Source organism: Roseibium algicola (assembly GCF_001999245.1).
In the GTDB taxonomy this organism is placed as follows: domain Bacteria; phylum Pseudomonadota; class Alphaproteobacteria; order Rhizobiales; family Stappiaceae; genus Roseibium; species Roseibium algicola.
In genome coordinates this window covers 1,201,945-1,227,222 of sequence record NZ_CP019630.1, presented here as the reverse complement: position 1 = coordinate 1,227,222, position 25,278 = coordinate 1,201,945, and the positions used below count along the sequence as shown (strand labels likewise).

Genomic DNA, 25,278 nt, shown 5'->3' with positions numbered 1-25,278 from the left:
CAGGTTCCGGGCGCTTAGCAGCCCGGTGTCATCGAAGTGCCTTCGGACATTTCGCCTGCGCAAGCGTCCGGGTCGCCATCCGGGCCCTGGTCCACTGAACTCAAGCCGCCGATCGGAGGCGCTGCGCTACCGTTCTCCAGGCCGTCGCCGGACTGGTTGCTGGATTGGCAGCCGCCCAGGGCCAGAAGCGAAATCAGAAAGGCAGCAGAGAAAAATCTTACAATCATATTGGTCACTCGCATGCGCCGCAGATGGCGGGAGTTGGAAGGCGGGGCGCAAGTACGTGCTTTTCGCGTAATGAACTTCTTGCGCTCGTATTGATTGTCACGATTTTTTGTTTTGCTGCAATAGCCCCATCGGTACAGGCGCCCGATTTATCTGGCGGTTTGCGTTCTGAGGGGGGCTATTGTCAGTCACCGGCCACGAAGTAATGAAGCGTGCCGTCAGGACCGATGCCGACGCGATAAAACGTCCAGGCGCCGAAATCCTGCATTTCAGCAAAGTCGCCTGCGGTAACGATCCGGAACAACTCCACTTTCTGATCGGGTGTCAGATCGTGAAGGGGGTAACGGGCAAAATACGGCCAGAGATACATTTCCTGAGGTGTGCCTGCATCCACATGCAGGAACCCTGCATCCATGATGTCGGCGAGAATGGCCAGGATCTCGAAGCCTTCGCCGTCACCGGAGATTTCCTTCAGAAAGTCTATCGGGTCGTCGATTTGCCCGAACGAGACCGTAGGCGGCAGTTCGTTGCTCTCGAACACCATGCGCAGCCGTTCCATGTTGCCCGAAAGCGCTGCTTCCTTCAGCTGGGCCTGCATGCGCTGCACAGGTTTCGGCAGATAGGACGTGCTGTAGAGCACCTGAGGCAACTCGGCGCTGGCCGGCGTAGGTGCTTTGGAACCTTCTACGGCTGCCGGCTCTCCAGCTTCGGGCGCTGCCAGGTCTTCCGCCGGAATTGCAGGTGCATTTTCAGGCTCGGACGGCGCAACCGGAATTGTTTCCACCTGGACAGTCTTGGCGAAACCCGGGGCTGCGAGCGCTGTGCCCGCCAGAAGACCGGCGGCAATAACCGCAGCCTGATAAATCCGACTCATGAAAGTTCCTCGTTTATCCGCACCTGCCGGTCCCCGTCGTATAACACTGGCACAAGCAGGCATCGCCCCGCGCCTTTCCTTAAACAATTCATGCGAGACTGAAAACATCGGGACTGGAATTTCCTCTTGTCTTGTCACGACGCCGCGGGGCCGCTATCGAGAGGTCCGTTCGCTTTAAAGGTAATATCAAGGGTCTAGAAAAGGACCGGCCGTGTCGTTTTTCGAATATGCACTGATCGGGTTTTTTGTTGGCATTATCACAACAGCCCCGGTTGGTCCTGTAAACATCATGGCCATTCAACACGCCGTGCATGGCGGGTTTCGACAGGGTGTCTTCGTGGGGCTGGGGGCTGTCGTTGCCGACACCATCTTTGCGGCTGCTGCGATTTTCGGCATCTCCGCTGTCACCAATTTCATTGAAGGCCAGTTCGACCTCATCGAGATCGTCGGCGGAGCTCTGCTGATCATTTTCGGCATCAAGATCTGGAACACCCATCCGCATCTGACCAGGAACGGCAATCCGAGAGAACATGGATTTTTGGCCGATGCCACCGCAGCCTTTTTCATGGCGATCACCAATCCGGGTGCAGTGCTTGCCTTCGTGGCGATATTTGGCGGTCTCGGAGACTATCGCCCCCAAACGGGGGATCATTTCGGCGCATTGGTGATGGTTGCCGGGGTTACGGCAGGGGCGACCACCTGGTGGGTGCTGGTCTCGGCGTCCGTTTCACACTTCAAGTCGCGCATCGACGATCTCTGGCTGGATCGTGCCAACCATATTGCCGGATTTCTGCTGGTCGTGTTCGGCGCGCTGATCTATCTCAAGCTGGCGCTCGAAGCGGCAGGCGTTGGGCTGATCACGTAGCACGGGCCTGGCGTAAATACACCTGAATCAAAAAGGCCGGGCAACCGGCCTCTTCAGAATGCGTGTCGTGAGCGTGCGTTTTACTGAAGTACGCGGTTCACGGTGTAGTCGCCCTGCAGGATACGATCCGGCAGGCCTTCAGCCAATTTGGCCACGGCATCTTCACCATAGGCAGCAACCAGATCCGCAAGTGCAGTGAACATCGCCGCGTGAGCGACGGCGTCCGCATCTACACCATTGGCGATGGCTTCGGCCCAGGCGTCGGAAATGAAGCCGAGTGCAGCACGTCTGATGTCTTCGTCTTCAGCAAATTCGGCTTCCATTGCCGCGTCGGCGTAATCGTCGTTTATCATTCGCTTCCTTACCGGTCCTTCCCGAACGCAAGAGGGACAACTCCCGCGTGTTCCTGCCCCGAATCTTGAGTAATGATCCTAGCACGGCGAACCGCGCTGATAAGTAACCGTGAACGCAAACTTAACGGCCACCCACAAATTTGATTCAAAAGGTTAACCAACTCGTAACGATTTGAAGATTTCTGCGAAAATTACCGACCATAGCGACTGGTGACGTCGCTGATGATGACCTCGCCTTCGCTCAAGTACTGTCCCATTGCGAGACGGGCAGCCTCTGTGCACTCTCGGTAAGCAACTGAGAAACCACGATAACCCTGGTTAAACCGCTCAATGAACCTTCGGCGGCGATTCTCGTCCAGCGTTTCAGCGTCCAGGAAATCTTCCATGCGGTCACGCCAGCTCGGGTTATCGCTTTCCTTGCACAGCGGTCGCAGGAAATGCAGCGCTCCGAATATCTCCGACAGACGCATGAGTTGCTGTTCGTAAGGGGGCGCGTCGATCGCGGTTTCCTGCGCCGATACAACCTGCACCGGGCACATGGCCGCAAGGGCCAGAACAACAGCAGTCCGGGACAGGAAAACGTGCATGCGGCGTTTGATCATGGGCGGATCATGCTGAACCCGGCGCCGCACCGCAAGCACTATGGCAAGTTGATCCAAAGATTAGAGGTCTGGTTGCTTGGCTGAAGGGATAGCCAGGTGCCGCCGAATGCGGTCCGGCGTACCGGGTGTGGTCAACAGCCCGTCGAGATCTTCCAGGCCGACCCAGTCGAGCGCCGCGGCATCATCGGCGGCAACTGCAGTTCCCGATACATAAGGCCCACAAAAGACAGTCAGGATGAAGTGAGTGACGACACGGCCGTCATCATCTCTCTGGATGGAATCGAAGGTCTCGACAGGCTCGCTGATCGCGGCAGTGACACCGGTTTCCTCCAGCAGTTCACGCGCGGCCGCTTCCTGAAGGGTCTCCCCAAGCTCGATCACTCCACCAGGCAAACTCCAGTGATCCTTGAAAGGAGGCCTGCCGCGCTTCACCAGCAGGGCACGGCCATCACGATGGCACAGGACACTGACACTGGCGCGTGGCGCTTCCGGATAGAACCTGGACATGGAACCTCGGCGGACGGAAAGACGGCTGATTCTGCCCGGGCACAATAAGCCGTCAGGCCTTATGCGAACAGAGCGTCGATTTCCGCCTGTGCGCCTTCGCCTTCGTGCTGCGTCGCTTCGGGTTCCACATGGCCGTGGATGACGGCGCCGGCAACGGCTATTAGCGGCTTGATTTCGTTCGTGGCCCGGTCGGCAATGTCAGTCGCAATCATTGCGGGATCCGGTGTCTCGCGCAGCTGGTCCTGAATCTTGCCCACGAGCCTGTTTATGCCCGCAACCTGTTTTTCCAGGTGTTCGCGCAAGAAGTTCGGGGCGGCATGATAGGCCATGATGGCCAGGTTCTTGTCCTTGAAACTCGAGTTCTCGAAATGGCCCTCATAGTCGAGCGGCTCCCACTCCAGAACATCTTCGGCGCAATCCGGCATATCCGGCAGCATTTCCAGAAGCATCATGACTTCATTGAAATGATTGAGATAATCGGTCGCCAAACCGGTTTGGGGATTAATGTTTGCCTGTTCCAGCCTTTCGGCTGCCAGCTCCCCGGCGCCCAAAACTGGATGCAAACATTCCATACCGGTCCCCCTGTTATTGACTTGGGGCCTACGGTACTTCTTTTTTATTTCCAATTGCCTAACTTGGCGGAACCCTGTTTGCCCCGCTTCAGGGGCCCCAACCGGAGAAAAACGATGTGCGGCCGCCTGGCTCTGACGACACCACCGGACGCTGTGCGCAGCTTCTTCGACTATGTCGATCAGCCCAATTTTCCGCCGCGATACAACATTGCGCCAACCCAGCCGCTGGCCATCGTGCGGCAGACGCTCGACGGCACACGCCGCTTTCATCTTGTGCGTTGGGGCTTGATGCCGCCCTGGGTCAAGGACCCGGCAAGCTTCACACTTCTGATCAATGCCCGGGCGGAAACAGCGTCGCAAAAACCGTCGTTCCGCAATGCCATGCGTCATCACAGGTGCCTCGTGCCGGCGTCCGGCTTTTACGAGTGGCGTCGCACGCCGGAAGGCAAGCAGCCTTTCTGGATCCGTCCGGCGAAGGGCGACGTCATGGGCTTTGCCGGCCTTTGGGAAACCTGGTCGGATCCCGATGGCGGTGACATCGACACAGGCGCAATCCTGACGATCCAGTCCAACCGGATGATGTCTGCGATCCATCACCGGATGCCGGTGATCCTGAAACGGGAAGATTTCGGAACGTGGCTGGATGTTGCCAACGTCGACAGGCGTGAAGCCGAAAAGCTGCTGCAGCCGGTAGAAGACGATTTTCTGGTCGCGACGCCGGTTTCCAACCGGGTGAACAAGGTGGTCAATGACGATGCTGATGTGCAGCGCGAGATATCGCCGGAGGAAATGTCGGTGCCCTTGAAAAAGGTTGCCAAGCCGTCAGCTGCGGAGAAATCGCAGGAGGACAAGAACCAGCTCGATCTGTTCTGAACCGTCGCAGGCATCAGAATTGCCGTGCAAAAGTCGGCTCATGGCTGTAGGGCAGGGGCTCAGCCGCAAGGATGGATCATGAGCAACGACGACACGCCTGAATTTGAGCTAGACGAGGCCTTGGAAGAGGACGCATCGGAGAACGAAGCGTTGGCCGAAGCCTATAATCGAGGTCTCGCCCTGCAGAAATCGGGCGATCTGGCAGGTGCCGCGCAGGCCTATCGCGAAGCCTTTGCGCTGGATCCGGACGACCCGGGCGGCGTCAGCATTCGTCTGGCGGCAATCGGCGCGGAAGCCGCCCCTCAGAAAATGCCGGATGCCTATGTCGCGACCCTATTCGATCAGCACGCAGATGTGTTCGACGACATTCTGGTCGATGAGCTTGGTTACTGCGTGCCTCTGCTGGTTCGCGATCTCGTCCAGAAGCTTGAGATTGGCCCATTCGATCGATTGCTCGACCTCGGCTGCGGCACGGGCCTTACAGGTATGGCTCTTGCCGATTGCACGGGCCACCGGACCGGCGTCGATCTCTCCGAGCGGATCGTTGAACTTGCCTATGACCGGGAAGTCTATGACGACCTTTATGTGGGCGAGGCCGTCGCATTCCTTGAGGAGTTCGAGGAAGACGATGGCTCTCGTCCCGGCTGGGACATGATCGCGGCAACCGACGTGTTTCCCTATCTGGGGGCGGTTGAACCATTTCTTGCCGGTGCAGTTGACCGTCTGAAACCGCGCGGTTACCTGGCTTTCTCCACCGAGACCCTGTCTGAAGAAGCACTTGAAGGGCGTCCCTACATGGTCGGGCCGAAAAGCCGGTTTGCGCAAGGGGAAGGCTATATTCGCTCATCTCTGGATGCGGCGGGCTTCGACATTCTCGCAATGGACCCCATCACCGTTCGTCTCGAGGACGGAGACCCTGTCCCCGGGCACCTTGTGATTGCGCGGCTGCGCTAGAGCCCATGCGCTGAAGAGCATTTCTTCGGTTCGATATTCAACGGGAAGGCCAGGGATCATCTGCCGTTCCATCGTGGCCGATGGCACGGCAGACTATCGCCTTTCCGCTAGTCAGCCCTTTGCATGCGCAGATAGGGTTCACCGTCGGACGTTCGCTTGACGGCGACACCGTCACCGTTGATCAGAACGACGACCCGACTGCGAAAAGCAGAAAAACTGTCGAAGGTGACCACATCCACGGGCGTGTCGAACTTGATGGTCACCCGGTATTGGCCTGCCGGACCAACCCGTGTCAGCGACAGCACCTCTCCTTCGAAAGGCTGCTTCATATAGGTGCCCGAGACACGGTTGCCGACGGCAAACTGCATCTGGTTTGGTCTGGCGGCTGTCGCGGATACGGTGTTCCAGTCCTTGAAGCCGTATTGGGCGGACAGGAGTTCGAGCGCCTGGCTGTGGGAGATATCCTGCCCCTTGGCAGCTAGCGCGGCGCGCAGGCGCTTGGCCTGTGCTTTGAGATTGGCAACGCTGGGCAGCGTCATGGGATTACCTTTCCAAGAAAGGCAGGCGGTAAGGTGTTCGCCAATTGGCGGCGACCCGTCATGGGGCCCGCGTTGCCATCAGCCTGCACTGTCTCGTGAAGGTCGATCAAAGTTGCAAGATGACTTGCGCAAGGGAATTCACCATGGCCGAAGCCTGCGGGCGGCCGGTTCCCTCAAACCGGCGCAAGGCATACGCCCCGGTTCCAGGTCTGTCAACGCGGCAAAAAGAAAGCCGCTGGCGCGGCTTCAAGGAGAGGGAGGTTAAGATGAAACACCCGGCGGTTCTTGCCGCCTGAGTTCGACCGCGCCCCGTCGGACGCAGAAGGGTGATTGCCCTGAATTGGGGGCAGGGCAATCGCGGAGACGGGCAAGCCCGCCGCCGCAGGTTTTCCGAGGGAGGGGTGTCCCCGGAAACAGATCAGGCGTGGACCAGCCGCTTCAGGAGTTCGACTTCCTGTGCAAGGGCCTTGTCCTTGGACACCATGTCCTCGATCTTGCGGACCGCATGCAACACGGTGGTGTGATCACGGTTGCCGAACCGCCGGCCGATTTCCGGCAGTGAGCGTCCGGTCATCACCTTGGCGATATACATCGCGATCTGGCGCGGACGGACCAATGTGCGCGCCCGGCACGACGACAGGAGATCCGCCTTGGTAACGCTGAAATGCTTGCACACCACCTGCTGGATCTCTTCCACCTTGATGGAGCGCGGCTCGCCGATCCGCACCAGGTCGTGCAGGGTCTTTTCCGCCAGGTCCATCGTCACCGGCTGTTTTGTCAGCTGGTTGTGAGCGAACAGGCGATTGAGAGCGCCTTCCAGGTCGCGGGCCGAAGCGATCACGTAGCGCGCGATGTAGTCGGCTACATCTTCGGGAACGGAGAAGCCCGGATGTGTGCGACGCGCTGCGGTGATCCGCTTCTTCAGGATATCGTGGCGCAGCGCATAATCGGTTGACTGGATGCCGACGACTTCACCTTTCTGGATCCGGTAGCGCAGCGCATCGCCAAGCGTATCGAGGTCTTCAGGCGAGCGGTCGGCTGCCATGATGATCTGGGTCGGCGACTCCATGAGCAGTTCCAGCGTCTTGCTGAACTCGTCCGCGGCCTGCTTGCCATGCAGGAACTGGAGATCGTCAACTAGGAGCAGGTCGATGGAGCGCATTGCCTGGCGCAGCACCGGGAAGGCCGGCGTTCTGAGAGCAGGCACCAGGTGGTACATGAAGAATTCAGCCGACAGATAGGCAACCTGCCGTCCCGTCTTGCGAGCTTCGGCCGCCGCTGCCTGCAGCAGGTGGGTTTTGCCGATGCCGGTGGACGAATGGATATAGAGCAAGTCCAGCGTGCCCTGGTGGCCGGCAGCCATCTGGCGCACGGCGGCACAGGCAAGGCTGTTCGAGGCGCCTTCGGCAAAGGTGTCGAAGGTCAGCTTCGGATTGAGAGACGCACCGTTCAGGAAATCCGCCGCCGCATCCTCGTTGCTGTCCGCAAGGCACGGAATGACCGACATGCCATGGGACGCGCCGAATTGAGGCGTGCTGCTGAAGGGGCCGGGACGGCCGCTGATCCGCCGGGCGGAGATCGCCTTGGGGGCAAGACCGACATTGAGTTGACGAGGACGCAGAGCACCGCGAACGGTCAGCTCGATACGGTTGATATCGTCCTGCTCGCGTTTCCAGAGGCCGACGAGCTGCTTCTCGTAGTTGTTCTGGATCCAGTTTTTCAGGAAGCGGGTGGGCACCGACAGGCGGACTGCATCGCCCGTGGTTTCTTCGTGTTTTACTCTGCCGAACCAGTTGGAAAATACATCGTCACCGAGCTCGTTTCTCAGTTCCTTTTTCACACGATCCCATTGATCCGAACCAGCTAAGTTCTGAACCTGCATTGTGGCCTCCATTGGAGGGACCGTTTGGAACCGCTCCCCCCCTGTGCACTGTCTATGAGCAACGACGTTCCGCCTCGCTGCCCGTTTCTTTCGTTAGGTCTTTTGCCCATTTTGGGTCTCCAGACCGGATGGCTTATTAGCGCCTATGAAACACCATTAACCTTTTGCTTACCATATTTACAAATAGCTTATTTTTATGAGGTCATAGACGTTTCATATTGTAATTTTTGTAGATGACGGGCGCTGCGCATGTAAATTTTACATAGCGAATCTTGCGTTTCGTCATCGTCAGGACATGCCGCAAGTCCCGACCCAGTTGTTCTCCTGTTGCTGTTTCCGCTCTGCCTGTGAGCTTGAAGACGATTTTAGGAAAAATTTAACTTTTCAGGATTTTTTCTGCGAGTTTTCAAAAGGACGCTGTCAAATTAAGAAGTTTAGCCAAGGAAAAAGCCGGCTTAAATCGAAAGATCATGTCGTTTATGACAGGGGTGCGTACGCGCCGGTTCACCCGTCACATGGTCACTGAATCGGCTAACGTCCCACCTAACCGGTCTGGCAGGTCCGTATGGTGGTGGAAGCTGGGGAAAATGGGGCGCCTGAAAACAGGCTTTATGACCGGCAAAACCAGAACCCGGGCCTGGTTGCCGTTCCCGTAAACTGCTGACAGATCAGGATCCTGGCCGTATCAATGCATACGTTGATGGGGCATCGTATTTGGCAGATCGAACGAACCTTATCCCCAGCACCGAAGAAACTTCGGCGACCTGCCAGTTTTGACAATTGATCCCTTGAGGCTGTTGCGGGCGGGGCAGGCTTCCCCAGCACTAGGTGCTTTTACATAGCTGAGACCTGGCGCCTTCCAAGTAGAGATCAGTAAATCACGAAGTTCGGCTACGCCGACGTGGCGAAACCGGCTTGGGGTGCGCCGGCTCCGCAGCTTGTCAGCTCAAGTTGTCGTCTTGAAAACATTCGCAACAGTCGAGAACAGATTGTTTCTGTTCGTGTGCACATCTATCGGAAACTTTGGGCCGGTGTTCGCCCAGATGGGCGCGTCGTTGGGCAGGCCTTGACCCCGTTGCACCGAAACGAGGCCAAAGCCGTCGTTGTCCCAGTACCCGTTGGGAAAACCGGGCGCAGGCGGGCCGCCCCACCAGGTGTAGATGTTGGGGGCTTCAGGCTGGTTCCACAGTTCATCGCAATATTCGAAGTAGTAAAGCCCAATACAAAGCGGATGAGCAAAGGCCTGAGGCAGCATTTTCTGCGCAACTTGCGCCGCCTTGCTGCAGGTCTGATCGTCGGCATAAATGGTCCCGGGGTTGTTCGGGTCCCGGTGACTGGTTGCCGGCATGCCCCACTCGGTGAAGAGAACGGGTTTTAACGCCTTTGGCGGCAGGCTGCCGTAGTCCTTGAAGATGCTTTCAAAGGTCTCGGTCTGGTAGGTGTTGACGCCCCAGAAGTCGATGCTCGGGCAGTTCTCCATGTAGGAGGACGCCTTCAGGGGAATGTTCGGGTCGTCGTGGGTGGCCATGCCGGCCAGCTTGCCAGGAGCTTCTTCCTTGACGATGGCTGCCATTTTCTCCACCTGGCCCCACCAGAAAGTGGCCCATTCCGGATTGTTGTAGCAAACGTCGGCGCCGTCCTGTTCGTTCTGAATGGTGAACCCCATCACCGCCGGATGATCTGCTACGGATCTGACGGTCTCCCGCAGGACATTCGTCCAGTAGTCGATCTCTACCTGTGAGGCCTGGTCGTATTGGGTCTTCCAGAACATCGTGGCAGGCAGGGGGACGCCGACCAGGACGGACCGGCGCATCTTTGCTTCTGGCGGAGCAGACTTGTCCCAGGCCAGGTCCAGAAAGTTCTTATGCGTGAAGTAGTGGCCGTTGTCCCAGGGGGAAGGGAAGGTTCCGTTGCCTTCCAGTTGCCGTGACAGCATGCAGTAGACCCGCAGTGCATTGTTGTGGAGGTTCCTGAAATTGGGGAAGTCGCGGGACAGCAAGGGTGACCAGCTGGAAATGAAAGTGGAGCCTGCTTCGAAGTCGTCCCAATACCAGTCACCCAGGGCGGGGGCATAGGAGTTGGAACCGTTGATCGGGGCCGGGGAATAGCAGACCCCTTTCAATTTGACCTTCTCGGTCGTGGGCTGTTGTCCGTCTTCGGTGAGTTCGCAGTAAAGATTTGCGGTTCCATTGCTGTCGACGGAACATGTCCATTTGGTTGTCGTCATGGTGGGTCGCCTGAAATAAAGGGTTTTTGCGGAAGTCTTGCGCTCAGAAATGAGATACTTTTTCGTGCAATCTCACAATAATGCAACCAAAGAGTGCTGAATAAAGCTTTAAGAATACATCCCTCATTGAAGCGGATTTGGAATGCAGACCACGCTGGCAAAGCCGCTTTGACTTGAGAGGTTCGGACAGCAAAAAAATGCCGGCGCTTTTGGCACCGGCACTTCTTGTTTGTCGAAATCTGCCGATGACCGGCTTTCAAACCTGCGGACGCAAAGTCTGCCTTCAAGAGCAGGCGAAGCGCCCTAGAGGACGCGGCCCGGGTTCAACAGTCCCTTGGGGTCGAATGCGTCCTTGATCCGCTTCATGAGATCCAGCTCGATACCCTGCTTGACGTCCTTCAGGAGATCGCGCTTGAGGCGGCCGATGCCGTGCTCCGCGGAGATGCTGCCGCCGAACTCGCCGACGATGCCATGAACAATGGTGTTCATCTCATCCCATTTCGCCAGGTAGTCTTCCTTGTCGGCGCCCACCGGCTGGCTGACATTGAAGTGGATGTTGCCGTCGCCGATATGACCGAACGGAACAGGCCGGCATCCGGGCACGAAGTCCTCTACCGCGGCCATGGCCTTGTCCAGGAAGTCCGGGATCGAGGCAACCGGCACGGAAACGTCATGCTTGATCGAGCCACCCTCGGGCTTCTGCACTTCCGACATGCCGTGGCGGATGTGCCAGAAATCCTGAACCTGGGTCAGGTTCTGGGCAAAGGCGGCGTCTTCCACCAGGCCTTCTTCAAATGCTTCGCCGAGAATGCTCTCCATCAGGTCCCGCACCGGAAAAGCTTCAGAACCACTGGACAGCTCCATCAGCACGTACCAGGCATGTTCGCCCTCGAGCGGGTCTCGTGCGCCTTCCAGGTGGCGCAGGCAGAATTCGACGCCAACGCGCGGCATGATTTCAAAGCCGGTCAGAACCGGTCCGGCCTGTGCCTTGGCAAGGGTGAACAGCTTGAGGGCGGCGTGCGGGTCCGGCAGGCCGACAAAAGCGGCCTCCAGCTTCTTGGGCCTGGGGAAAAGTTTCAGCGCTGCGGCTGTAATGATGCCCAGAGTACCTTCACCACCGATAAATAATTGTTTCAAATCATAACCGGTATTGTCCTTGCGCAGGGTTCTGAGACCGTTCCAGATCTCCCCTGTCGGCAGCACCACCTCGAGGCCCAGAACCAGATCGCGCGTGTTGCCATAGGCCAGAACGGCGGTGCCGCCCGCGTTCGTGGAAATGTTGCCGCCGATCTGGCAGGAGCCCTGAGCCCCGAGCGCAAGCGGGAACAACCGGTCGACGTTTTCAGCTTCATTCTGAAGCGTCTCCAGCACCACACCGGCCTCGGCCGTAATGGTGAAGCCGGCCGGATCTACCGCACGAACCTTGTTGAGGCGTGACAGTGAAAGGACGATTTCATCCCCGGTTTCCTGCGGAATCTGGCCACCGACAAGGCCGGTGTTGCCGCCTTGCGGCACGACCTTGAGATCGTTCTGATACGCATAGGTCATGACGGCGCTCACCTCTTCGGTGCTGCCCGGGCGCAGCACCATGAGAGTGACGCCCTGATACAGGTCGCGCCATTCGGTGAGGTAGGGAGCCTGGTCGTCCGGACTTGTCAGAACGTTGGCTGCGCCGATCATCTCGGCGAAGCGGTCGGCATGGGCAGTACGCTCCATGAGCGGGGTCCTCGTGAAGTTTGACAGTAAAATTCGGGCGCCAACATAGTGTCTGAAAGCGCTGACGTCGACGGTTCATTCCGTCACCGTGTCTCTTGAAGGAACAAACCCCTTGTGCCATAGGAAGCCAGCCCGCTGGGGTGGTATTGGAATTCTTTCGGAGACGACGATGGCGGAAACGCGCGGACTGATGAATGGCAAACGCGGCCTGATCATGGGTGTGGCGAACAACAAGTCAATTGCCTGGGGCATTGCCAAAGCACTGGCCGACGCGGGAGCTGAACTGGCTCTGACCTACCAGGGTGATGCGTTGAAGAAGCGCGTGGAGCCACTGGCAGACCAGTTGAACGCCATTGTTGTCGGCCATTGCGACGTGACCGATGGCGCTTCCATCGATGCGGTCTTCAAGACGCTGGAAGACAAATGGGGCAAGATCGATTTTCTCGTCCATGCCGTTGCCTTCTCCGACAAATCCGAATTGACCGGCCGTTTCGTCGATACGTCTTCCGATAACTTCGCCCGCACCATGGACATTTCCTGCTACTCGCTGACGGCTGTCACCCAGCGCGCCGAGAAGCTGATGCCCGACGGCGGCTCCATTCTGACGCTGACCTATTACGGCGCCGAGAAGGTTATGCCGCATTATAATGTCATGGGCGTTGCCAAGGCCGCGCTGGAAACCAGCGTAAAGTATCTGGCGATGGACCTCGGCCCGCAGAACATTCGCGTCAACGCGATTTCCGCCGGACCGATCAAGACCCTGGCTGCCTCCGGTATCGGCGACTTCCGCTACATTCTGAAGTGGAACGAATACAACTCGCCTCTGCGCCGCACGGTGACGATCGAGGAAGTCGGCGACAGCGCGTTGTTCCTGGTGTCAGACCTCGGCCGTGGTGTTACCGGCGAGATCCAGCACGTCGACTGCGGCTACAACATTGTCGGCATGAAGGCGGTGGACGCTCCGGACATTTCCGTCGTCAAGGATTGACCGTTTCGAATGGCCGGTTTCGCACCGGCCATTTTCATATTGTCCGGCGCCGCCCGCCAGGGGTGATCCCGCATTCCGGAAACTGAAATGACATCTGTGCTGAGTACCCCGAAATCCGACCTGCTGCCCAGGCTGCACGATCCGGAGTTCCTGATCTTTGTCCGCCATGGCCAGACGGACTGGAACTTCGAAGGGCGCATGCAGGGGCAAAGGGACATTCCGCTGAACGACACGGGGCGCGGCCAGGCCAGCGGCAATGGCAAGCGTCTCAAAGCGTTTCTGGAGCAGGAGATGATCGATCCCGCCGGTCTGGATTTCGTATCCTCACCGCTCCATCGCACGCGCTCGACAATGGAGTTGCTGCGCCAGTCCATGAACCTTCCGGTGGAGGCCTACCGCCTTGAAGACCAGCTCAAGGAGATCACCTTCGGCGACTGGGAAGGCTTCACGCTGGAAGAACTGGCAGAGGAAGAGCAGGATCTGATCCTGCAGCGCCGCGCCGACAAGTGGGGCTTCGTTCCCCCCAAGGGCGAAAGCTACAAGATGTTGGCCGAGCGCATCGGGCGCTGGCTGGTGACCGTTGATCGGCCTTCAGTCGTCGTGTCGCATGGCGGTGTCTTCCGGGTTCTGCGCGGCTTGCTGGAAGGGCTGGACACGGTTTCCGTTCCCAAGCTGGATGTGCCGCAGGACAAGGTCTTTGTCTGGCGTAAGGGCGCTTTCGAGATCGTTTGACTGCCCCCTTATCGGCGTTCGATTGTAGCTTGCGACAAGCTGTTGCAGATCAGCATGCGGGAAAGTTCCGTCTGCGGGAATCGCCAATCAATCCATAGAATAAGCCGGAACCAATCCGCCATATCAAAGACCTGCGGCATTCCTCAATTGGCTCAGTAGATACCCTGGGCATACAGGGAAATCTTCGCTTTTGCGACAACGCTATTGGCGGCTTGCCCCATGAGGGTGGCGTAATTCGTGAGCGTCGCACGGTCGGCCTTCTGCTTGTTGGTGCAGACAAAGGTCATCACACTTCCCCATTCCCGTTCCGGCTCATAGCCGAACTTGCTCAGGCCATAAAGCTCACGCCCTGTCACGATGAAGAAGCCGCGTCCGTAATCGTAAATTTCACCCGGATTGCGGATCTTGGTAACGAGGCAGAATTTCTTATGGGTGTGAATCGCCCCCAGGATCCAGCAGTCGTTGATGCACACCGACCAGCGGGCAAGCTTCTGGACATTGATCGGAAGACCGGGGGTCAGGTTGAAATGCGTCGGGTCTTCCAGGTTGAAGCGCCGGTAAAGCTGTTGGGTCTGCGCCAGTCTCCCGACATACATCTCGCCACCGGAACGGGCGACCTTGTCATAGACGGCCCACGCGGTGTGTCTTGATATGTGTGACAGGCTGATCTTGCTGTTTGCATCTCCAGGTGATTCAAATTGGGTTCGGTTGGTCTCCCAGGGGTTCTGCCTCAGTTCGTTCAGCTCATAGTGATTGTAGGAAAGTGTCAGTAGATCCTGATCGAAAGCGGTTCTTGAATACGTCATTTCGGTTTCCTCTGGTACAACGGGCCATGAGCGTTTGCTGTTCGAAATGTACGCATGTGAAGGCCGCTTTACGTGTGACCTTGGGCACTGCAAAGGAACCCCCGACCATCCGTGCCTCGGGTTTGTCCAGTGACGGTGATCGGGCGAAGCAGCTGCGGCGTAGATGTTTACAGCGATTGCGAGGGAACCTGGATACAATCCGGGTCAGGTGCCGTGTCCGCCAATGAATTTTATAGCGAACTGCCAAGCTTTTCAGATTTCAGCACGGTCGGGGATCTGGCCGATTACCGGCCGGTGCCGGACGACTGGTACGTTCTTGCTGCCGACATAGTTCGCTCCAGCGATGCGGTCGCACAGGGCCGGTACAAGGAAGTCAACATGGTTGGCGCCGCGGTGATCGCCGCGGTGTTGAACCGGATCGGCAGCGACCGTGTACCGTTTGTCTTCGGCGGAGATGGCGCGATGCTGGTCGTGTCCGAACACGATGTCGAGGCAGCCAGCGACACGCTGGCCGGCGTTGTCGGTCTGGCGCGCCAGGTCATGGAACTGGAGCTGCGCGCCGCTGCAATTCCGGTCGCTCATCTGCGGGATCTTGGGGGCGACGTCCGCGTGCGCAAGTACCAGCTCAGCCCGGGCAATCACCTGGCCATGATCCTTGGGGATGGCCTGGCCGTCGCGGACAATATTTTGAAAGATCCGGAAAAAGCGCGGCCGTTTGAGATCTCTCTCCCCGATGCCGCGTTACCGCCGCTCGACGGGCTTTCCTGCAGATGGGAACCGCTTCCTTCACGAAACGGACACATCGTTTCCCTGATCGTCAAGCCGACCGGACGTATTCCGATGCAGGATGTCCTGCGGGGGCTGGCCGATAAACTCGGCTATGATCCCTCGAGGGATGACAGCCGGATGAGACTGGCGGACAAGACGCGTCTTCGTTTTCGCTTTCCCCCAACCGGTACGCGTCATGAGGTGCGCCTGGGATCACCTGGAAAAGACTTCCGCGGATGGGCAAAGGCGTTGCTGGAGGCGATGGTCTTCGTCATCAGCTATCACACGGGCTGGCGCATCGGCCCTTTTGACCCGAAACGATACTTTCCCGAACTTGGCCTCAACACTGACCATCGCAAGGTCGGCGACAGCCTGCAGCTCGTGCTGGATCTGACACCGGAGCAGTTTGCAGGGGTCGAAGACTATCTGAAAGCTGGCTATGCCGCCGGGGATCTGGTGTTCGGGCTGCATGTGTCCACGTCCGCTCTGATGACCTGCTTTGTCGAGGATATCGGCAAAAGCCGGCATATCCATTTCGTCGACGGGGCTGACGGCGGGTTTTCTCTGGCAGCTGCCGAATTCAAGAAACGGCAGGCGAACATGGTGCCGAAGGCGGTCGGTCAGGCCTGACTGCGCAGCGGGCCGTGTCGTTCCAGGGCGGGCATCGGGTGTGCAAAATTCTGTTTCAGGATCATCATCGCAAGGTCGCTGTCGGGAACGGCCCTTGATATGAGGAACCCCTGGATAACGTCGCACCCGTGGCGTTTCAGCCAGTCACGCTCGGCTTCGGTTTCCACACCTTCGGCAAGGACACTGATGTCGAGGCTCTTGGCAAGATTAATCAGCGCACTGGTGAATTTCTGCAGGGCGGGATCGGCATCGACGCCGGAAATGAAGCTCCTGTCGATCTTGACCCGGTCAACCTTCAGATCGCGCAGGCTCGAAATGCTTGAATGGCCGGTTCCAAAGTCATCCAATTCGATGAAGAACCCCAGTTCCGAGAGGCGGGCGATATTCTGCTTGATGGGGGTGGCCGTGATTTCGTCGATCATCACCGCTTCCAGGATTTCCAGGCTGACATCTGCAGGCTGAAGTCCCAGGTCAAGTACCTGCCTGTGGAGCGCATCCACCGCCTTGGCGCTTGTCAGCAGACTGGCGGTCACGTTCAGGCCCAGATGTATGGCTGGCCTCGTCTTGCCGCTCAGGCTGGCGGCAAACTTCAGCGCCCGGCTGCGCACGGCCTCCTCGATCTCCTCCAGATACCCGACTTCCATTGCGGCGGGCAGGAAAGCGCCTGGATACCGGATCTCGTCGTCATCAATCCACCGGGCGAGGGCTTCTGCGCCGACAACTTCGCCCGTGTGGATATTCACCTGCGGTTGGAACCAGGCAACGATATTGCCGTTCTTGAGCGCATTCTGCAGCTCTTTGGCAATCTCGTCGCTTTCCTCGAAGGCAGCGCGCATTGCCGGGGTGAAGCGATCGAACTTGCGCGGCCCCTTTTGCTTGGCCGCTCTCAGGGCCAGAGCCGCATCGGTCAGCAGATGATCGAAGACCTGCTCGCCCGGACTGCTGATGAAGATGCCCGCATTCGCCTCGATGGCCGACCTGTTGTTGCCGATGATCCGGTCGGTCGCAATCTCCTGGAGAAGTGTGAAAGCCAGTTGCTCGAACTGCGCCGCCTTCTTGAGGCGCGGACGTAGAAACAGGAACTCCGTTCCGCCTGTCCGGCACAGGAAGTCTTCCGGTTCCGCGTGCTGGGTCAGCTGTTCGGCCACCTGGCGCAGAAGTGAATCGCCGTTGTGGTCCCCGAACCGGTCGTTCACCTTCTTGAACTGGCGCAGATCGATCAGGATTGCACCCGTGCGCGTTCCCGGCTCTGCCGGTGGCAGGTTGCGTATCGTATTGAGAAGGGCGCGGCGGTTCGGCAGTCCGGTCAGGGGATCGTGAAATCCGAGATTTTCAAATTCCTGCTGCGTCCTGTCGGCAAGTGCGCGCGACAGAGCAATGGCGATTGCAAAGGCCGCTACAATGACCAGTCCGCCGACAAGTCCGGCAAGTGTAACGGCAAACAGTGTCTCGGATCGCTGCCTCTGCAGGTCCATCAGGAGATAGTCGACGGTGGACTGCCAAAGGTCGAACGCGGCACTGACCAGGGCAGGCTGCATCTCCACCACGGGCAGGGCGATGACATCCGCCCCCTTTGAGGCGGTGATTGTGGAAGAGAGCAGTTTCGAGCCTGCGGTCTGGAAGGCGACGTTCGTTGTCCGGAAGGCTCTCGCCTGTTTTTGCAAGAGATCGGCTTGCTCACCTGTCAGGTCGTTAAAGTAATCAACCGTGTCCCGCGACGCCCCGTCGGCGGCAATCTTGTACTGGCCTCCCTGCACGGGGATCAGCATCTTGTCCCAGACATTGATCTCGCCCCGGCTGGAAATGCTTTTCGCATTGCTTGCCATGATCGCGGATTCGATCACGACGGTCGGCATGGTGTCGGTGATCAGATGCGGAAGTTTTGCGGTCTCGAAGGATGAAGTCGAACTCAGCCTGGTGACCTGGGAGATCATCGAGGCGAGGATACGGGCCTGCCGAAGCGCGAGCGGAATATTGCCTTCGTTCAGGAAGGTGTCGAGCGGCTGAACGAGGTCGGCGGAAAGCTCATCTCCCCCGAGTGTTTCCAGGCGTTCGCGCAGTTGGACCGGCGTCTCCCTGATCTTGCCGGTGAGCGCTTTCTCCTGCATCAGCGGCCCGAGTGCCTCGATCAGGTGCAGCCCGGCCAGGCTGTGGTCGATCGAGTTGACCTTCTCGAATTTATTATGAAACCAGAGTGAGGCAAAGAGCAGGCTGGGTGCCAGCAGAAATACGATCAGTCCAGTCAGCCAGCCCCTGATCCGCAACGTTTTGCCTCTTGGTGTTTATTAGATCCCAACGTGTAATAACGGTAGAGGTTTAAGGATTAGCAAATCAAGGGTCGAATTTTTGCGAACGGTTCGCGCGATTTCCTAGGTCGTTAATTCAAGACATCGTGAAACTCGTGCCAAGGACGCCAGCTTCCATTCGATATCTACTTGCCTTTAATTTTGACAAGGGTGGTGGACGAAAGGACTTGCCAAAAATACCTGTATTCCCGGCTGCGGGCTTGAGCTTGCGGGCGCGATGGCGTATCGCTCGGCGCCTGACAGTTCAATTGCAAGCCTCGGTCACCGTTCATGTCGCACAACAGTTTTGGTCATCTTTTCCGGGTTACCACCTGGGGCGAAAGCCACGGTCCCGCTATCGGTTGCGTGGTGGACGGCTGCCCGCCGCTCATTCCCCTGACGGAGACCGATATTCAGGGCTTCATGAACAAGCGCAAGCCGGGCCAGTCCCGCTTCACCACGCAGCGGCGCGAGCCGGATGAAGTGAAGATCCTGTCCGGCGTCATGGTTGACGAGGACGGTATCCAGAAAACGACCGGGACGCCGATTTCACTGTTTGTCGAAAACACCGACCAGCGCTCCAAGGACTATTCGGAGATCAAGGACCGGTTCCGTCCCGGCCATGCCGATTTCACCTATGACGCCAAATACGGCATCCGCGACTATCGCGGCGGTGGACGTTCCTCGGCGCGCGAAACCGCCATGCGCGTTGCCGCCGGGGCCGTCGCACGCAAGGTGCTGCAGGGCGTAACCGTTCGCGGCGCTTTGGTGCAGGTTGGGCCGCACAAGATCGACCGGGCCAACTGGGACTGGGCGGAAGTCGACAACAACGCCTTCTTTTCTCCGGACGCAAAGGCCGCCGCATTCTGGGCGGACTATCTGGACGGCATCCGCAAGGCCGGGTCTTCCGTCGGTGCCGTCATCGAAGTCGTTGCAGAAGGTGTCCCCGCGGGTTGGGGCGCGCCGATCTACGGCAAGCTGGACACGGATCTTGCTGCTGCGATGATGTCGATCAATGCGGTCAAGGGGGTCGAGGTCGGCAACGGGTTTGATGCCGCAAGCCTGACCGGTGAAGACAATGCAGACGAGATCCGCCTTGATGATGTCGGCCGGCCCGTCTTCCTGAGCAACAATTCCGGCGGCATTCTGGGCGGGATCTCCAACGGCGATCCCTTGGTTGTCCGGTTCGCGGTCAAGCCGACGTCTTCGATCCTCACCGAGCGCAAGTCGATCACCAGCAAGGGTGAAGAGGTCAACGTCATGACGAAGGGCCGGCATGACCCTTGCGTCGGCATTCGCGCAGTGCCGGTCGGCGAAGCGATGATGGCTTGCGTTCTGGCGGACCATTTCCTGCGTCATCGCGGCCAGATCGGCTGACGGGCAACTTCGCAGCGTTACAACTCGTTACAATTCCGGAAGGCAAGGGCCATGGACCTTGCCCGTCATCTCTCTAGTTTTATCTCCAGCATGACGTCTCATGCATTTCAGGGAGTAATGACATGAATGAAATGACGCCTGTGCGCCGTATGACGGCAAAGGATTTTCCTCAGGAGCTTCTGGATCTTTATGATTTCTACGCGCATGGAAAGATTACCAAGCGCGAGTTCATGAACGGGGCAGCAAAATTCGCGGTTGGTGGACTGACGGCGGCCATGCTGCTGGATCAGCTTTCGCCCAATTATGCGCTGGCACAACAGGTTGCTCCCGATGATGCGGGGATCGTCACCGAACGCATCACTTACCCGTCACCAAACGGCCATGGCGAGGTCAACGGTTATCTGGTGAAGCCCGCAGGTGCGACCGGCAAGCTGCCGGCGGTGCTGGTCGTGCATGAGAACCGAGGTCTCAATCCGTATATCGAGGATGTCGCGCGCCGCCTCGGCAAGGCCGGGTTCATGGCGCTGGCGCCGGACGGACTGACCTCGGTCGGCGGTTATCCGGGCAGTGACGATCAGGGCCGCGAATTGCAGCGAACGGTCGATGGCACCAAGCTGATGAACGATTTCTTCGCCGGCTTCGAGTATCTCCTCAACAGTGACGACAGCACCGGCAAGGTAGGGGCGGTTGGTTTCTGCTACGGCGGCGGTGTGGTCAATGCAATTGCGGTCGCCTATCCGGAGCTTGCCGCGGGCGTTCCTTTCTATGGACGTCAGCCGGATCCTGCGGATGTCTCCAAGATCGAAGCGCCCCTGATGCTGCAATATGCCGAGCTGGACGAGCGTATCAATGCGGGCTGGCCGGCGTATGAGGAAGCTCTGAAGGCCAACGGCAAGACCTACGTGGCGCATATGTATCCGGGCGTGAACCACGGCTTCCATAACGATACGACACCGCGCTACGACGAAGAGGCTGCAAAGCTCGCAGAGCAGAGAACCGTCGACTTCTTCAAGGAAAACCTGATGTAGGGTTGCCTGGGTCTGCTCGTCTCACCTCATCCCGGTTCCGGCTTTGCCCGGCCGGGATGATCATGATGAGCAGGCTTGGTTTGGTCGTCTTCCAACAAATTGCGGCCCGGCTTGGTGCCGGGGCCGCGATATCTCAGACAAACTTGAAGGCGCGGATGCGGCTCAGGATTTCTTCCGGGTCGGCTGCAAGCGTGTGGAGGTTGATCGCAATCAGCTCCCGGCCATGCTCGCGCGGCGTGCGCTTCCAGTTGCGCATCATGAACTTTTTCCAGACCGGAAAGGTCTGTGCCTTGGTGACGGCGTCATCCAGTGAACGGGTCAGGAGGACGTCCAGCCGGACCAACTCGATGTTGCGGACGGACGTCCGTTTGACGTCCGTCATCCGGATTGCGGCCCAGTCGATGAAACCGATGCGTTCCACATAAAGCCCGTCTTCGTTGGCGCCGAGCTGTGGCTTGCCTTTTTCGATCATCGGATAGTGCCAGAAGGCAATTGCGAGCGGGGCGAGGGCGGCGAGGGCCAGCAAGGGAAGATTGCCGACAATCCCGATCACGGCGAACAGAATGCCGAGGATGAAGCTGCCGTAGACAATGCTTTCGCTCTGACTGCGGTTAAAGCCGACGGTGAAGGGCACCGGTGTCGGCTTCACGTTTTCCTCTTGTTTGACTGCCTCTTTCTTCGCCGCCATGAAAGGCCCCTTCCGAAGGATCCTCAGGTGTCGAGGATCTCTGTTTCGTCAATCTTGATGTCGAAGCCTTCCAGCCCAACGTAATGACGCTCACGGGAGGCCAGCAGGCGAATTGAACTGACGCCCAGGTCCTTCAGGATCTGTGCACCAAGCCCGACCTCACGCCATTGTTCCTGTCTAGCTTGTGCGGAGCTGTGTTCCTCGGAATCAGCGGCTTCAAAGTCGGATCTCGGCCGCTTGGACTGACGGGCAACGCCCACCGACCCTTCGCGGAGATAGACGATGACACCCCGGCCGCGATCCGCGAAGTGTTTCATGATCTGGTCGAGTGGCTGGACGTCTCCGAAGACATCATCGAGCACGGATTCCAGTTGCAGGCGCACCGGCACGCTGCGGCCGTCCAGAATGTCGCCGTAGACGATGGCCAGATGGTGCATCGGGTCATACGGGGTGGAATAGGTGGTGGCATAGGCCGGGCCGAAAACCGTGTCGACGGGCTGTTCGTTGACGCGTTCCACCAGTTTCTCGGTACGCTGGCGCCAGGCGATCAGGTCGGAAACGGAAACCATCTTCAGGTCGTGCTCGGCTGCAAACTCGGCAACCTGCTGGCCGCGTTTCACGGTGCCATCGTCGTTCACCAGCTCGCTGATGACGCCAACCTGCTCCAGTCCGGCGAGACGGCACAGGTCGACGGCAGCTTCCGTATGGCCGGAGCGGATCATGACACCGCCTTCCTTGGCCACCAGCGGGAAGATGTGCCCGGGCCGGACGAAGTCGTCAGCGCCGACATTGGGGTTTGCAAGTGCGCGTACGGTAGAGCAGCGCTCTTCGGCCGAAATGCCGGTGGTCAGACCCTGGCGGTAGTCCACGGAAATGGTGAAGGCGGTCGCAAGCGGAGCATCATTTTCGGCAACCATAGGGTCAAGACGCAGGCGCCGTGCATGGGCAACCGTCATCGGCGCACAGATGATGCCTGAGGTGTGACGCACCATAAAGGCCATCTGTTCCGGCGTGACCTTGGCGGCGGCAACAATCAGATCGCCTTCGTTCTCGCGGTCGTCATCGTCAGTCACGACCACCATTTCTCCACGTTCGAATGCGCGGATTGCTTCTGCGACACGGGCCTGGGACACGGGATGCTCCTTGGTTGTAGACAGTCCGAGAAAGTCGTTGGGGGTTACGGCGCCATTGGTGGCAATGGCGATCTTGCGGGCCATATCCCGCGAGACCCAGACATTGGGGTCATTGCATAGGGCGGTTACGGAGGCAGGCGACAGGTTGGCGCGGCGCGCAAAGGCGCTGCGGCTTTCCCCTGTCTGCAAGAGCCATAGATCCAATCTCATGGCGTTCGATATACGCCTGATTGTTTTCAGTCTCAAGAGAAGGAATGAGATTTTTCAGTAATACTGAAAGATCAGTCGCTTTTGATAAACTCCGCGACGCGGGAGACAAAGGCAGGCACCATCCAGCTCTCTTCGAGCCCTGCCGCCTTGGCGATACCCGTCAGGTCTTCGCTGAGATAAGAGGTAAAATAGGGCTCGTGGAAAAGCTGCGGAAAGACCGACAGAAGGCCGTCATATTCCGGCACGTCTCCGGTTTGCAGGCTGTCGACGAAAAGGAAGGAGCCGCCGGGTTTCAGAACGCGTGCGACCTCCGAGATGACCTGACGCCGGATTTTCGGCGGCAGTTCATGGAACAGGAAGACGCAGGATACGACGTCGAGAGAATTGTCCGCAAACGGCAGGGTTTCGGCCAGGCCGCAAATATAGCCGGCACGGCGCGACGGCAGGCGCTCACGGGCAACGTTCAGATAGGGTTCCGACAGATCGAGCCCCGTGCCCTTGAGGCGCGGAAATGCGGCCAGGGCGGGCCGCAAGAGACCGCCGGTGCCGCAGGCGATATCAAGATACGAAACGTGGCGTTGGTCCTTGCGGCGCAAGATCCTGGCGAAGGGTACCAGGGCCCGTCGACGCATGGCGGCAGTGGCACCTGAAAAAAGCACATCCACCTGGAAGTCATAGAGCCTGGCACTCTCCTCCGACAGCCAGCCATCGGTCTGAAAATGAAAGTTCTGCCGGTAATAGCGCGGCAGTGCTGCGGCAAACCCCTCGGTGGAATTGACCTCCTGATGTGCACCGCTTGCGCGACGGCGTGCCACCTCCGGCACGTCCTTGAAGAAGGCACGGCTGGTCGCGATCAGCTCGCCCGGCGTCATGGTGCCATCGGAAGGCAGCGGATAAATCCCGTCCTCGACGGACTTCAGATCATCCGCAAACAGCTTGACGATGTCCGACAGCATGCGCCGCTGGCTCGGCACCGGGCCGGTCGGCACCACCTTCGGCGTTTCCGGAAGCTGTTTCTGGAGGTCCCGGTTCATCCGCCGCATGGCTTCGGAATGAAGGGTGTAGAGCGCGACCCGGCTGCCCTGGTAAAGCGCATAGCGCGTTCGCCGGGCAAGGCTCAGGAGCGGCGGCAGGCTGCGGGTTCCTTTGACAGGTCCGAATTCCTCATCCGCCGCGCTCATGGCTCACTCCCTGATCAAGGTCTGGTCAACACCGCCACTGCTTCAATATGGGGCGAATAGTGGAACTGGTCCACTGGTGTGACGCTTTGCAGCACGTAACCGCCGTCGAGCAGGATGCGCAGATCCCGGGCAAGCGTCGCCGGATTGCAGGAGACGGCAACAATCGTCTTGACCTTGGATAGCGCCAGTTGCTCTGCCTGGGCTTGAGCGCCTGCGCGCGGCGGGTCGAAAACCACGGCGTCGTAAGGCTCCAGCTCTTCCTTCACCAGCGGCCTGCGTGACAGGTCTCGCCGTTCAAAGGTTACCTTCTTCAGGCCTTGGGGTTTGCGCAGGGCCTTGTCAAAGGCGGCCAGTGCCGCAGCATCGCCTTCGACCGCATGCACATTTGCCTGTCGGCCGAGCCTGAGCGCGAATGTGCCGACGCCGGAGAAGAGATCTGCAATTGTCTTGGCCTTGCCGACACCGTCAATTACCAGCTTGGAAAGCGCATGTTCCGCTGCCAGCGTCGCCTGGGCAAACCCGCCGGGCGCGGCAACAATGCCGATGCCGCCCATGTCGAGCAGCGGCGGGCGCAACTCCAGAATGACTTCACCGTTGACCGAAAGCCGCGCAAGGTTCTGATCGACGACCTTTTGCGACAGGGCCGGGATCTTGCGCTCGTATCCCTTGTCGGCCTTGTCGAGGGCCACATCCAGACCGGTGGTCGTTACCAGAACGGTCATCCGCAGTTCACCCTTTTTCGGAAGCACTTCCGAGGCGAGGGACTTGAGACCGGGCAGCGCTTCAACGATGACCGGGTCGAGCACCGGGCATTCGGCGATATCGACCAGCCTGTGGCTGGCCTTTTCATGGTAACCGAGCAAGGTGTGGCGTCCGGCGCGGGTGGCCGTCAGTACAGCCCGGCGTCGCCCCCCCATGGTCGCAGCTATCGTCCCGGAAACTTCGGTCTCGATGCCACGGTCGCGCAAGGCCTTTTCGACAAGCCCGCTTTTCCAGACAAGGTACGGCTCTTCCGCAAGGTGCTGTACGGAACAGCCGCCGCAGGCGGAGTAATGACGGCACACGGGTTCGATCCGGTCCGGCGACGGCTTTTCGATCACATGCTTTTGGGCGCGCCCGTCCACGACTTTCGCCCGGACGATTTCCCCGGGCAGGGCCCCGGCCACGTAGATCGGCCCGGTCTCCGTCTCGGCAACGCCGTCGCCGCGGTGACCGAGCGTGGTGATTTCAATCTCTCTCTCGCTCATGGGCGAGCGATAACGC

24 protein-coding genes are annotated in these 25,278 nt (G+C 58.9%); 8 read left to right on the top strand and 16 right to left on the bottom strand.

Annotation, left to right across the window (positions count from 1 at the left end):
- Nucleotides 1-14: 14 nt before the first annotated feature.
- Nucleotides 15-227 (bottom strand): hypothetical protein, encoded by a 213-nt coding sequence (locus B0E33_RS05730; RefSeq protein WP_077290667.1) that lies wholly within the window; start codon nucleotides 225-227, stop codon nucleotides 15-17.
- Nucleotides 228-409: 182 nt separating this feature from the next.
- Entirely contained in the window at nucleotides 410-1,099 is a 690-nt protein-coding gene (locus B0E33_RS05725; RefSeq protein ID WP_077290666.1) for a hypothetical protein, read from the bottom strand.
- Nucleotides 1,100-1,388: 289 nt separating this feature from the next.
- Between B0E33_RS05725 and B0E33_RS05720 the strand changes: the two genes are divergently transcribed.
- Entirely contained in the window at nucleotides 1,389-1,964 is a 576-nt protein-coding gene (locus B0E33_RS05720) for a LysE family translocator (RefSeq protein ID WP_208984439.1), read from the top strand.
- A gap of 80 nt (nucleotides 1,965-2,044) precedes the next feature.
- Here the strand turns inward: B0E33_RS05720 and B0E33_RS05715 are convergent, their stop codons facing one another.
- The 4 genes from B0E33_RS05715 to B0E33_RS05700 form a co-directional block, all read right to left on the bottom strand.
- Nucleotides 2,045-2,317 carry a hypothetical protein gene (locus B0E33_RS05715; RefSeq protein ID WP_006933467.1) on the bottom strand — a complete coding sequence of 91 codons (273 nt, stop codon included), beginning with the start codon at nucleotides 2,315-2,317 and terminating at the stop codon, nucleotides 2,045-2,047.
- Nucleotides 2,318-2,508: 191 nt separating this feature from the next.
- A complete protein-coding gene (locus B0E33_RS05710; RefSeq protein ID WP_077290665.1) occupies nucleotides 2,509-2,919 on the bottom strand; it encodes a TIGR02301 family protein in 411 nt (136 codons plus the stop codon).
- Between the two features lie 60 nt (nucleotides 2,920-2,979).
- Entirely contained in the window at nucleotides 2,980-3,426 is a 447-nt protein-coding gene (locus B0E33_RS05705; RefSeq protein WP_062490129.1) for an NUDIX hydrolase, read from the bottom strand.
- A 59-nt stretch (nucleotides 3,427-3,485) separates the two neighbouring features.
- A complete protein-coding gene (locus B0E33_RS05700; RefSeq protein ID WP_031269690.1) occupies nucleotides 3,486-3,998 on the bottom strand; it encodes a hypothetical protein in 513 nt (170 codons plus the stop codon).
- Between the two features lie 114 nt (nucleotides 3,999-4,112).
- Between B0E33_RS05700 and B0E33_RS05695 the strand changes: the two genes are divergently transcribed.
- Both B0E33_RS05695 and B0E33_RS05690 read left to right on the top strand, forming a co-directional pair.
- Complete coding sequence (locus B0E33_RS05695) at nucleotides 4,113-4,871, top strand: SOS response-associated peptidase (protein ID WP_077290664.1); 759 nt, start codon at nucleotides 4,113-4,115, stop codon at nucleotides 4,869-4,871.
- 78 nt (nucleotides 4,872-4,949) lie between these two features.
- Nucleotides 4,950-5,825, top strand: coding sequence for a class I SAM-dependent DNA methyltransferase (locus tag B0E33_RS05690; protein WP_077290663.1), 876 nt, complete (start codon nucleotides 4,950-4,952; stop codon nucleotides 5,823-5,825).
- Between the two features lie 107 nt (nucleotides 5,826-5,932).
- Here the strand turns inward: B0E33_RS05690 and B0E33_RS05685 are convergent, their stop codons facing one another.
- From B0E33_RS05685 to B0E33_RS05670, 4 genes are all read right to left on the bottom strand, one after another.
- Nucleotides 5,933-6,364: a glyoxalase superfamily protein gene (locus B0E33_RS05685; RefSeq protein ID WP_023001881.1), complete on the bottom strand. Its 432-nt coding sequence runs from the start codon at nucleotides 6,362-6,364 to the stop codon at nucleotides 5,933-5,935.
- Between the two features lie 418 nt (nucleotides 6,365-6,782).
- The gene (dnaA, locus tag B0E33_RS05680) at nucleotides 6,783-8,246 is read right to left on the bottom strand and encodes a chromosomal replication initiator protein DnaA (protein ID WP_075283338.1); all 1,464 of its coding nucleotides are present in this window, start codon (nucleotides 8,244-8,246) and stop codon (nucleotides 6,783-6,785) included.
- Nucleotides 8,247-9,192: 946 nt separating this feature from the next.
- The gene (locus B0E33_RS05675; protein ID WP_077290662.1) at nucleotides 9,193-10,473 is read right to left on the bottom strand and encodes a glycoside hydrolase family protein; all 1,281 of its coding nucleotides are present in this window, start codon (nucleotides 10,471-10,473) and stop codon (nucleotides 9,193-9,195) included.
- Nucleotides 10,474-10,776: 303 nt separating this feature from the next.
- Nucleotides 10,777-12,189 carry an FAD-binding oxidoreductase gene (locus B0E33_RS05670; RefSeq protein WP_077290661.1) on the bottom strand — a complete coding sequence of 471 codons (1,413 nt, stop codon included), beginning with the start codon at nucleotides 12,187-12,189 and terminating at the stop codon, nucleotides 10,777-10,779.
- A gap of 169 nt (nucleotides 12,190-12,358) precedes the next feature.
- On the opposite strand from B0E33_RS05670, the gene fabI reads away from it, so the two are divergent.
- Nucleotides 12,359-13,177: an enoyl-ACP reductase FabI gene (gene fabI, locus B0E33_RS05665; protein WP_023001876.1), complete on the top strand. Its 819-nt coding sequence runs from the start codon at nucleotides 12,359-12,361 to the stop codon at nucleotides 13,175-13,177.
- An 87-nt stretch (nucleotides 13,178-13,264) separates the two neighbouring features.
- On the top strand, nucleotides 13,265-13,909 hold the full coding sequence (locus B0E33_RS05660; protein WP_077290660.1) for a histidine phosphatase family protein: 645 nt from the start codon (nucleotides 13,265-13,267) through the stop codon (nucleotides 13,907-13,909).
- A gap of 152 nt (nucleotides 13,910-14,061) precedes the next feature.
- Here B0E33_RS05660 and B0E33_RS05655 read toward each other — a convergent pair whose 3' ends face one another.
- The gene (locus B0E33_RS05655) at nucleotides 14,062-14,715 is read right to left on the bottom strand and encodes a hypothetical protein (protein ID WP_055658013.1); all 654 of its coding nucleotides are present in this window, start codon (nucleotides 14,713-14,715) and stop codon (nucleotides 14,062-14,064) included.
- Nucleotides 14,716-14,928: 213 nt separating this feature from the next.
- Here B0E33_RS05655 and B0E33_RS05650 point away from each other — a divergent pair, with 213 nt between their 5' ends.
- Nucleotides 14,929-16,113, top strand: coding sequence for a DUF3095 domain-containing protein (locus B0E33_RS05650; protein ID WP_208997767.1), 1,185 nt, complete (start codon nucleotides 14,929-14,931; stop codon nucleotides 16,111-16,113).
- Here B0E33_RS05650 and B0E33_RS05645 read toward each other — a convergent pair.
- Entirely contained in the window at nucleotides 16,104-18,377 is a 2,274-nt protein-coding gene (locus tag B0E33_RS05645; protein ID WP_077290659.1) for a putative bifunctional diguanylate cyclase/phosphodiesterase, read from the bottom strand. The two genes, B0E33_RS05650 and B0E33_RS05645, sit on opposite strands and share 10 nt — an antisense overlap.
- Nucleotides 18,378-18,689: 312 nt before the next feature.
- On the opposite strand from B0E33_RS05645, the gene aroC reads away from it, so the two are divergent.
- Both aroC and yghX read left to right on the top strand, forming a co-directional pair.
- Nucleotides 18,690-19,775: a chorismate synthase gene (aroC, locus tag B0E33_RS05640; protein WP_023001871.1), complete on the top strand. Its 1,086-nt coding sequence runs from the start codon at nucleotides 18,690-18,692 to the stop codon at nucleotides 19,773-19,775.
- Between the two features lie 140 nt (nucleotides 19,776-19,915).
- Nucleotides 19,916-20,803, top strand: a complete 888-nt coding sequence (gene yghX, locus B0E33_RS05635) for a YghX family hydrolase (protein WP_031269684.1) — start codon at nucleotides 19,916-19,918, stop codon at nucleotides 20,801-20,803.
- 133 nt (nucleotides 20,804-20,936) lie between these two features.
- Here yghX and B0E33_RS05630 read toward each other — a convergent pair whose 3' ends face one another.
- The 4 genes from B0E33_RS05630 to B0E33_RS05615 form a co-directional block, all read right to left on the bottom strand.
- Nucleotides 20,937-21,491, bottom strand: coding sequence for a hypothetical protein (locus tag B0E33_RS05630; RefSeq protein WP_077290658.1), 555 nt, complete (start codon nucleotides 21,489-21,491; stop codon nucleotides 20,937-20,939).
- A 23-nt stretch (nucleotides 21,492-21,514) separates the two neighbouring features.
- Nucleotides 21,515-22,834 (bottom strand): 3,4-dihydroxy-2-butanone-4-phosphate synthase, encoded by a 1,320-nt coding sequence (ribB, locus tag B0E33_RS05625; protein ID WP_031269683.1) that lies wholly within the window; start codon nucleotides 22,832-22,834, stop codon nucleotides 21,515-21,517.
- Nucleotides 22,835-22,905: 71 nt separating this feature from the next.
- A complete protein-coding gene (locus tag B0E33_RS05620; RefSeq protein WP_077290657.1) occupies nucleotides 22,906-24,015 on the bottom strand; it encodes a class I SAM-dependent methyltransferase in 1,110 nt (369 codons plus the stop codon).
- A gap of 14 nt (nucleotides 24,016-24,029) precedes the next feature.
- Nucleotides 24,030-25,262 carry a class I SAM-dependent RNA methyltransferase gene (locus tag B0E33_RS05615; protein WP_077290656.1) on the bottom strand — a complete coding sequence of 411 codons (1,233 nt, stop codon included), beginning with the start codon at nucleotides 25,260-25,262 and terminating at the stop codon, nucleotides 24,030-24,032.
- Nucleotides 25,263-25,278: the final 16 nt, after the last annotated feature.

Bases quoted from the DNA above. Each gene is read 5' to 3' on its own strand.
- B0E33_RS05730 (WP_077290667.1), bottom strand. From the start codon at position 227: ATGATTGTAAGATTTTTCTCTGCTGCCTTTCTGATTTCGCTTCTGGCC.
- B0E33_RS05725 (WP_077290666.1), bottom strand. From the start codon at position 1,099: ATGAGTCGGATTTATCAGGCTGCGGTTATTGCCGCCGGTCTTCTGGCG.
- B0E33_RS05720 (WP_208984439.1), top strand. From the start codon at position 1,389: ATGGCCATTCAACACGCCGTGCATGGCGGGTTTCGACAGGGTGTCTTC.
- B0E33_RS05715 (WP_006933467.1), bottom strand. From the start codon at position 2,317: ATGATAAACGACGATTACGCCGACGCGGCAATGGAAGCCGAATTTGCT.
- B0E33_RS05710 (WP_077290665.1), bottom strand. From the start codon at position 2,919: ATGATCAAACGCCGCATGCACGTTTTCCTGTCCCGGACTGCTGTTGTT.
- B0E33_RS05705 (WP_062490129.1), bottom strand. From the start codon at position 3,426: ATGTCCAGGTTCTATCCGGAAGCGCCACGCGCCAGTGTCAGTGTCCTG.
- B0E33_RS05700 (WP_031269690.1), bottom strand. From the start codon at position 3,998: ATGGAATGTTTGCATCCAGTTTTGGGCGCCGGGGAGCTGGCAGCCGAA.
- B0E33_RS05695 (WP_077290664.1), top strand. From the start codon at position 4,113: ATGTGCGGCCGCCTGGCTCTGACGACACCACCGGACGCTGTGCGCAGC.
- B0E33_RS05690 (WP_077290663.1), top strand. From the start codon at position 4,950: ATGAGCAACGACGACACGCCTGAATTTGAGCTAGACGAGGCCTTGGAA.
- B0E33_RS05685 (WP_023001881.1), bottom strand. From the start codon at position 6,364: ATGACGCTGCCCAGCGTTGCCAATCTCAAAGCACAGGCCAAGCGCCTG.
- dnaA (WP_075283338.1), bottom strand. From the start codon at position 8,246: ATGCAGGTTCAGAACTTAGCTGGTTCGGATCAATGGGATCGTGTGAAA.
- B0E33_RS05675 (WP_077290662.1), bottom strand. From the start codon at position 10,473: ATGACGACAACCAAATGGACATGTTCCGTCGACAGCAATGGAACCGCA.
- B0E33_RS05670 (WP_077290661.1), bottom strand. From the start codon at position 12,189: ATGGAGCGTACTGCCCATGCCGACCGCTTCGCCGAGATGATCGGCGCA.
- fabI (WP_023001876.1), top strand. From the start codon at position 12,359: ATGGCGGAAACGCGCGGACTGATGAATGGCAAACGCGGCCTGATCATG.
- B0E33_RS05660 (WP_077290660.1), top strand. From the start codon at position 13,265: ATGACATCTGTGCTGAGTACCCCGAAATCCGACCTGCTGCCCAGGCTG.
- B0E33_RS05655 (WP_055658013.1), bottom strand. From the start codon at position 14,715: ATGACGTATTCAAGAACCGCTTTCGATCAGGATCTACTGACACTTTCC.
- aroC (WP_023001871.1), top strand. From the start codon at position 18,690: ATGTCGCACAACAGTTTTGGTCATCTTTTCCGGGTTACCACCTGGGGC.
- B0E33_RS05630 (WP_077290658.1), bottom strand. From the start codon at position 21,491: ATGGCGGCGAAGAAAGAGGCAGTCAAACAAGAGGAAAACGTGAAGCCG.
- ribB (WP_031269683.1), bottom strand. From the start codon at position 22,834: ATGAGATTGGATCTATGGCTCTTGCAGACAGGGGAAAGCCGCAGCGCC.
- B0E33_RS05620 (WP_077290657.1), bottom strand. From the start codon at position 24,015: ATGAGCGCGGCGGATGAGGAATTCGGACCTGTCAAAGGAACCCGCAGC.
- B0E33_RS05615 (WP_077290656.1), bottom strand. From the start codon at position 25,262: ATGAGCGAGAGAGAGATTGAAATCACCACGCTCGGTCACCGCGGCGAC.